Source organism: Curtobacterium uvaldense (genome assembly GCF_028307415.1).
In the GTDB taxonomy this organism is placed as follows: Bacteria; Actinomycetota; Actinomycetes; order Actinomycetales; family Microbacteriaceae; genus Curtobacterium.
The window spans coordinates 42,920-49,235 of the sequence record NZ_JAQMHU010000025.1 but is presented as its reverse complement, the minus strand read 5'-3'; the positions used below and the strand labels follow the sequence as shown (position 1 = coordinate 49,235).

Below are 6,316 nucleotides of genomic sequence, written 5' to 3'. Positions count from 1 at the left end.
TGCTGCGACGACGCAGCCGCTTCTCGAGCTGTTCGGTGCTCATGTGCTCTGTCTCCTACCGGACCCGGCCCTCGTGCTCACGCACGATCCCGGTCAGTTCGATGTGGGTCCGACCCACCCGCCGGCCGGAGAGTTCCCCGACGCGGGAGCGGATCGTGTCAGCAGCCGACGACGCCGCGGAGACGACGTCCCCGCCGGCGGCGATCGGGCCGGTGACCTCCAGCGCGAGCGCGCCGTCGTGGTCGTCCAACCCGACCCGGAGCCGCTTCGCGGGAGCGCCCAGACGCTCCGCTGCGACGGCCCGGGCCAGCGCCGTCAGCGCCCGGGCGGTGATCTCGACCCGGCCCGGGACCGCGCTCGCCGGGAGGCTCCCCGGGCCGGCGCTCACCGGGAGCTCCGGCGTCCGGTCAGCACGTCGGTCAGGGCGCCGCGGTCGATCTTCCCGGTCGTGATGGCGGCCACGAGTGCACCGACCAGACCGAACACGATCACCAGGACGAAGCCCCAGAACCCGAACTGCAGTGCCACGACGGCGAGGATGGCGCCGATCAGCGCGCCGACGAGTGTGTTACTCAACGCGGGACTCCTTCTTGTCGTCGTTGTCGTCGTCATCCCCCGGGATGTAGACGTCCTGGACGGTGACGTTCACCTCGGCGACCTCCATGCCGACGATCTGCTCCAGGGCACGGGCGACCGACGAACGGACACCGTCAGCGACCTGCTGCAGCGACACCGGGTACTCCGCGACGATCACGACGTCCGCGGCGACCTGCTTCTCGCCGACCTCGACCTTGACGCCCTGACCGTGGTCACGCTGCCCGATCGCGTCGCGGATCGCGCCGATCGCACGGGCAGCGCCGCCGCCCAGCGAGTGCACGCCGTTGACCTCACGAGCGGCGATGCCGGCGACCTTCGACACGACGGTGTCGTCGATCGTGGTCTTGCCCGCAGTACCCGAACCGTTCTGGACGGCCGAGCGCGACGCCGCCGAAGCGGTCGCCGGAGTGGTCGAGGTGGTGGTGGTGTCAGCCATTGGTGTCTCCCTTCGAGGACCCGCCGGGACTCGTTCCCAGCGGTTGCTGTTCACGGATGAGACGGGCTGACACCGAGATTCGTCACACGGGTCCGGTGGGATTCAGCGCTCCTTCAGGGAAAGCGCCAGAACGCCGGTTCTCTGTGTACCCCGACGGCGGAGGGTCAGCCGGTGCCGCCGATACCGGCCCCGGTGTTGCGCGACGCAGCGTCCCGCACGGAGCGCACGTACGCCATGGGCGACAGTCCGCACTCCTGTCGGAAGAGCTGCTGCAACCGGCGGGGACGCACCCCCGCAGCGTCCGCGATCTCGTCGACGGTCAGGTCGCCGTCGGCGTGCTCGACGATGTGCGCGACGGCACGTCGGACCCGCCAGGACGTCCGGCCGGAGTCGGGTCGCGCGGCCCGTGAGCCGCGCAGGGTCGCCGCGGGGTCCTCACCGAAGCGCTCCCGGTAGGCCGCGGCGAAACGGCCGGGGTTGGTGAAGCCCCATCGTCGGGCGACCGGTGTCACGCCCTCGTCGCCGGCGGCGCGCAGCAGTTCACGACGGACGCAGTCGAGCCGGTGGTCGCGCATGAACCGGTTCGGTGTGGTGCCGAGCGTCCGCGCGAAGACGTCCTGCAGGCCGCGCTGGCTCAGTCCGCACGCGGCCGCGATCTCGGGGACGGACGGTCGGTCCTGTGCGTGTGCCTCGATGTGGCGGACCGCGTCGCGCAGCCGGTTCGCGACCGGGACGTCGTGGCCCCGGTTGCGGATCGGGAAGGTGTCGAGGACGACCACCGCGAGCCGCCGGTTCAGGGCCGTGCGCATCGGACCGACCACGCGGTCGTCGAGCAGCGCCGGCGCGAGGTCCTGCACCAGGCGGCGGAGCGGCTCGCGCCGGGCGATCGCCTCGTCCTGCTGGTCGAACAGCAGGGGGCCGTCCGGCAGACGGTAGCCGAGCTCCGCGCCGACCGACCGGAGGAACGGGTCCGACACGTGCAGGCCGTTGTAGACGGTGTCGGCGGATTCGAACCGGTACGCCTCGGACGCCGAGGCGATGTAGGGGCTCCCCGGTTCGATCACCCGCGTCCGGTCCGCGAAGTGCATCTCGAGGCGTCCGCGGGTGAGCCAGAACACGACGTGGTCGTTGCGCGGGCCGATCACGCCACCGCGCCGTCCACCCTCGGCGCGCATGGTGCGGAGCGTGACGTCGTCGTCGCCGACGATCGTGTACTCGTACCGGGTGCCCTCGGCGACGTAGGTCTCGGTACCGAGGTCGCGGCCGTTGTACTCGGCCGAGAAGATCCGGCCGTAGTCGGTGCCGTCGCTCTCGGTGAACCGCAGGCGGCGGTAACCGTTCGTCGACGAGGTGCTCACCCGCGCATCATGCCAGCACTGTCCGGGATGCGCGCTTCCGCGTCCCGGGTGGGCGCTGCCGGACGGGAGGCCCGTGGCGGCCGCGACACGCGCCTCCCGTCCGGTGGGGACCGGTTCGATCCGCGCCACGGCGGGGATCCGTCGGCGCACGCCGACCCTCGCCCGCAGCGACGAGCGATCCCGCCCCTCAATGACGAATTCTCAGACAACTCTGCGCCTCCCGAGGGATCGACGAGCACGAAATACCCCAGGGGGGTACCCTGTTGGGGAGGACGGAGGTCAGGATGCCAGCAGCACCGCACGCACACGTCGGGTACATCGAGGACAAGGACGACCTGCTCAAGCGGCTGCGCCGCGCGGAGGGGCAGGTCCGCGGGATCGCGCGCATGGTCGAGGACGAGACGTACTGCATCGACGTGCTGACCCAGATCTCCGCGGCGAACCGGGCGCTCGAACGGGTCGCCCTGTCGTTGCTCGAGGACCACCTGCGCCACTGCGTCGCCGAGGCCGTGGCCGAGGGCGGCGACGCTGCCGACGCGAAGGTCCGCGAGGCGAGCGACGCCATCGCCCGACTCGTCCGTTCCTGACCCCACCGCACCACACACCGAGGAGGACCCATGACCACCGAGACCGTCGCCGTGACCGGGATGACCTGCGAGCACTGCGTGGCGAGCGTGACCGAGGAGGTCTCCGAGCTCGCCGGCGTGACCGACGTCGCCGTGGACCTCGTGCCCGGCGGGTCGTCGTCCGTCACCGTCACGTCCGACCACCGGATCGACGACCAGGCCCTCCGCGGCGCGATCGCGGAGGCGGGGTACGAGGTCGTGTCCCGGTGAGCGAGGGCGTCGTCGAGCTCGACATCACGGGGATGACCTGCGCCTCGTGCGCGAACCGCGTCGAGCGGAAGCTCGGCAAGCTGCCGGGCGTCTCCGCGACCGTGAACTACGCGACCGAGCAGGCGCAGGTGTCGGTGACCGACCCGGACACGGTCGACACCGCGGCGCTCGTCGCGGCGGTCGAGGCCGCCGGGTACGGGGCGACCGTCCACGTGCGGCAGCCGACTCCGGGCTCTGCCGACGACGTCGACGACGCCACCGGTCCCGACGCCGCGACCGCGCCCCTGCGGCAGCGGCTCGTCGTCTCCGCCGTCCTGGCGCTGCCCGTGGTCCTGCTCTCGATGGTGCCGGTCCTGCAGTTCCCGAACTGGCAGTGGGCTGCCCTGGCACTGGCGGCACCGGTCGCCGTCTGGGGAGCGCTGCCGTTCCACCGTGCCGCGTGGGTCAACGCCCGACACGGCGCCGCGACCATGGACACCCTGGTCAGCCTCGGCGTCGTCGCCGCGTTCGGCTGGTCGCTGTACGCACTGTTCCTCGGCGACGCCGGTGCCCCCGGCATGCACATGACCTTCTCGTGGTTCGCCACGGACCCTGAGGCGAGCGACCTCTACCTCGAGGTGGCCGCGGCCGTGACGGTCTTCATCCTGGCCGGCCGGTACATGGAGGCCCGGGCGAAGCAGCGGTCCGGGGCGGCGCTGCGCGCGCTGCTCGAGCTCGGCGCGAAGGACGCGTCGGTGCTCCGCGACGAGCCGTCCGGTCCCGTCGAGACCCGTGTGCCCGCCGCGTCGCTCGTCGTCGGTGACGTCGTCGTCGTCCGACCGGGGGAGCGGATCCCGACCGACGGCATCGTGCGCGAGGGCTCGTCGGCCGTCGACCTCAGCATGCTCACCGGCGAGTCGGTCCCGGTCGAGGCGCGACCCGGCGACCGCGTGACCGGCGCGACCATCGACGTCGGTGGTCGGCTCGTGGTCGAGGTCACCGCCGTCGGTGCCGACACCGAGCTCGCCCGGATGGGACGCCTCGTCGAGGACGCCCAGACCGGCAAGGCCGCGGTGCAGCGACTCGCCGACCGGGTCTCCGCCGTGTTCGTACCCGTCGTGATCGGCCTCGCCGTGGTCGCGTTCGTCGGGTGGCTCGTCGCCGGCGGGTCCCTGACCGCTGCCGTCACCGCCGCGGTCGCGACGCTCGTCATCGCCTGCCCGTGCGCCCTCGGGCTCGCGACGCCCACCGCGCTGCTCGTCGGCACGGGTCGTGGCTCGCAGCTCGGCATCCTGATCGGCGGCCCCCAGGCGCTCGAACGCACCCGCGCCGTGGACACGATCGTGCTCGACAAGACCGGCACCGTGACGACCGGGGAGATGCGCCTGACGGCGATCCTGCCGGTCGACGGCGCACCGGACGCCGACGGACCGCTGCTCGCGGTGGCGGCGGCGGTCGAGGACGGTTCCGAGCACCCGGTGGCGCGTGCGGTCGTCCGGGCCGCGCGGGACCGCGCACTCGACGTCCCGGTCGCGGAGCAGTTCGCCGCGACGCCGGGCGCGGGCGTGCAGGCCGTGGTCGACGGCGAGGTGGTCGTCGTCGGCACCGCCCGGTGGCTGGCGGAGGCCTGGGCACTGCCGGTGGACGAGGCGCTGGCCGCGCGGGTCGCCGCTGCCGAGTCGGACGGCGGGACCGCGGTCCTCGTCGGCCGGGGCGGCTCGGTGCTCGGCGCCGTCGTCGTCGGCGACACGGTGAAGCCCGAGGCGCCGGAGGCCGTCCGGCGGTTCGTCGCGCTCGGCCTGCGCCCGGTGCTGCTCACCGGGGACAACGAGGGCGCCGCGCGCGCCGTCGCGGCGCGCGTCGGCATCGACGAGGTGCACGCCCGTGCGACCCCGGCCTCGAAGCTCGAGACCGTCCGGCGACTGCAGGCCGAGGGGCGGACGGTCGCGATGGTCGGCGACGGGGTCAACGACGCGGCGGCGCTCGCGGCGGCGGACCTCGGCATCGCGATGGGGGCCGGCACCGACGCGGCGATCGCCGCGAGCGACATCACCGTCGTGAGCGGTCGGCTCACCGTCGTGGCGGACGCGGTCCGGCTGTCCCGGGCGACGCTCCGCACGATCCGCGGCAACCTGTTCTGGGCCTTCGCCTACAACGTCGCGGCGATCCCGCTCGCGATGGCGGGCCTGCTGAACCCGGTGCTCGCGGGTGCGGCGATGGCGTTCTCGTCCGTCTTCGTGGTGACGAACAGCCTGCGCCTGCGTCGCTTCCGGGCCCTCGGCTGACGCCCGACGAGTGTCCCCGCGCCCTTCCGGGGGCGCGGGGACAGCCGATCACGGTGGTCCGTCGGTCATCTGCGTCGCTGGTGCTTCCGCACCGCGAACCCGGTGAGGACGATCCCGACGAAGAGAGCGGCCCCCAGGGCGAGCTTCCCGAGCCAGGAGTCGGAGCTGGCGAGTACGGACCCGACGCCCACGAGGACGAGACTGACGGCGACGGCGAACGGGACGCTCGAGGCAACCCCGCAGACTACGCGCTTGCTCATCAGGCGCAGCGCGGCTTGACCTTGCCGCCAGCGAACGGGTAGACCCGGAGAGCCTTGCCGCCGCTGCACCGCACTCCTCCGTTCGAGGTGATCGCAACGGCCGCGGCGGTCAGGATCGCGCCGGCGACGACGCAGAACGTTCCCGCACTGATGGCGCAGAGTCCGGCACCGAGCCCGAATGCTGCTCCGCTGATGATCAGGTTCTGGTCGGTGCTGTTGAACGCCACGTACGTGCCCCTGCTGTCCCGACCGGCGCTCAGACGCGATGTCGGACCCTCCTGGATGAGATCGAAGGTCATTCCCTGCCCGAGGTCCAGGGTCGTGCGGATGCTCCCGTCGTCGTCGACCGTCTGCCGCTCGACGTAGCCGCCAGCTCGGGCTTCTTCGATCGCATCGTCGATCTGAGCGGGTGTGAAGTGCTGCAACGCGTCGGCGCTGGCAGCAGCGCCCTGCGCGCCCGCGGTGGTGTCTGCGGCGTTGGCTGCAGGGGCAGCGATCAGCCCTGCGGCGACGAGTGCGACGCTGGTCGCGCTGATGGCGAGCGACGTCCTGACCTTCGACATGC

9 protein-coding genes are annotated in these 6,316 nt (G+C 72.6%); 3 read left to right on the top strand and 6 right to left on the bottom strand.

Annotated elements, in window-relative coordinates; all coding sequences use genetic code 11:
- Positions 1 to 55: 55 nt before the first annotated feature.
- The 4 genes from PIJ49_RS13460 to PIJ49_RS13445 all read right to left on the bottom strand — a co-directional run bounded on the left by PIJ49_RS13460 (position 56) and on the right by PIJ49_RS13445 (position 2,391).
- Positions 56 to 388, bottom strand: a complete 333-nt coding sequence (locus tag PIJ49_RS13460) for a hypothetical protein (protein ID WP_066656068.1) — start codon at positions 386 to 388, stop codon at positions 56 to 58.
- Positions 385 to 576 carry a DUF2273 domain-containing protein gene (locus PIJ49_RS13455; RefSeq protein WP_066656066.1) on the bottom strand — a complete coding sequence of 64 codons (192 nt, stop codon included), beginning with the start codon at positions 574 to 576 and terminating at the stop codon, positions 385 to 387. Before PIJ49_RS13455 ends, PIJ49_RS13460 begins: the two co-directional genes overlap by 4 nt.
- A complete protein-coding gene (locus PIJ49_RS13450) occupies positions 569 to 1,033 on the bottom strand; it encodes an Asp23/Gls24 family envelope stress response protein (RefSeq protein WP_251154422.1) in 465 nt (154 codons plus the stop codon). The genes PIJ49_RS13455 and PIJ49_RS13450 overlap by 8 nt, the downstream gene beginning before the upstream one ends.
- A gap of 164 nt (positions 1,034 to 1,197) precedes the next feature.
- A complete protein-coding gene (locus PIJ49_RS13445) occupies positions 1,198 to 2,391 on the bottom strand; it encodes a helix-turn-helix domain-containing protein (protein ID WP_271826833.1) in 1,194 nt (397 codons plus the stop codon).
- Positions 2,392 to 2,675: 284 nt separating this feature from the next.
- Here PIJ49_RS13445 and PIJ49_RS13440 point away from each other — a divergent pair, with 284 nt between their 5' ends.
- From PIJ49_RS13440 to PIJ49_RS13430, 3 genes are read left to right on the top strand one after another with little or no spacing between them, the layout of a single operon-like run.
- Entirely contained in the window at positions 2,676 to 2,978 is a 303-nt protein-coding gene (locus PIJ49_RS13440) for a metal-sensitive transcriptional regulator (protein ID WP_066656058.1), read from the top strand.
- Between the two features lie 30 nt (positions 2,979 to 3,008).
- A complete protein-coding gene (locus tag PIJ49_RS13435; protein ID WP_209685798.1) occupies positions 3,009 to 3,227 on the top strand; it encodes a heavy-metal-associated domain-containing protein in 219 nt (72 codons plus the stop codon).
- A complete protein-coding gene (locus PIJ49_RS13430; protein ID WP_271826832.1) occupies positions 3,224 to 5,491 on the top strand; it encodes a heavy metal translocating P-type ATPase in 2,268 nt (755 codons plus the stop codon). The genes PIJ49_RS13435 and PIJ49_RS13430 overlap by 4 nt, the downstream gene beginning before the upstream one ends.
- A 65-nt stretch (positions 5,492 to 5,556) precedes the next feature.
- Here the strand turns inward: PIJ49_RS13430 and PIJ49_RS13425 are convergent, their stop codons facing one another.
- A complete protein-coding gene (locus tag PIJ49_RS13425; RefSeq protein WP_066656055.1) occupies positions 5,557 to 5,751 on the bottom strand; it encodes a hypothetical protein in 195 nt (64 codons plus the stop codon).
- On the bottom strand, positions 5,751 to 6,314 hold the full coding sequence (locus PIJ49_RS13420) for a hypothetical protein (protein WP_066656053.1): 564 nt from the start codon (positions 6,312 to 6,314) through the stop codon (positions 5,751 to 5,753). The genes PIJ49_RS13425 and PIJ49_RS13420 overlap by 1 nt, the downstream gene beginning before the upstream one ends.
- Positions 6,315 to 6,316 lie beyond the last annotated feature (2 nt).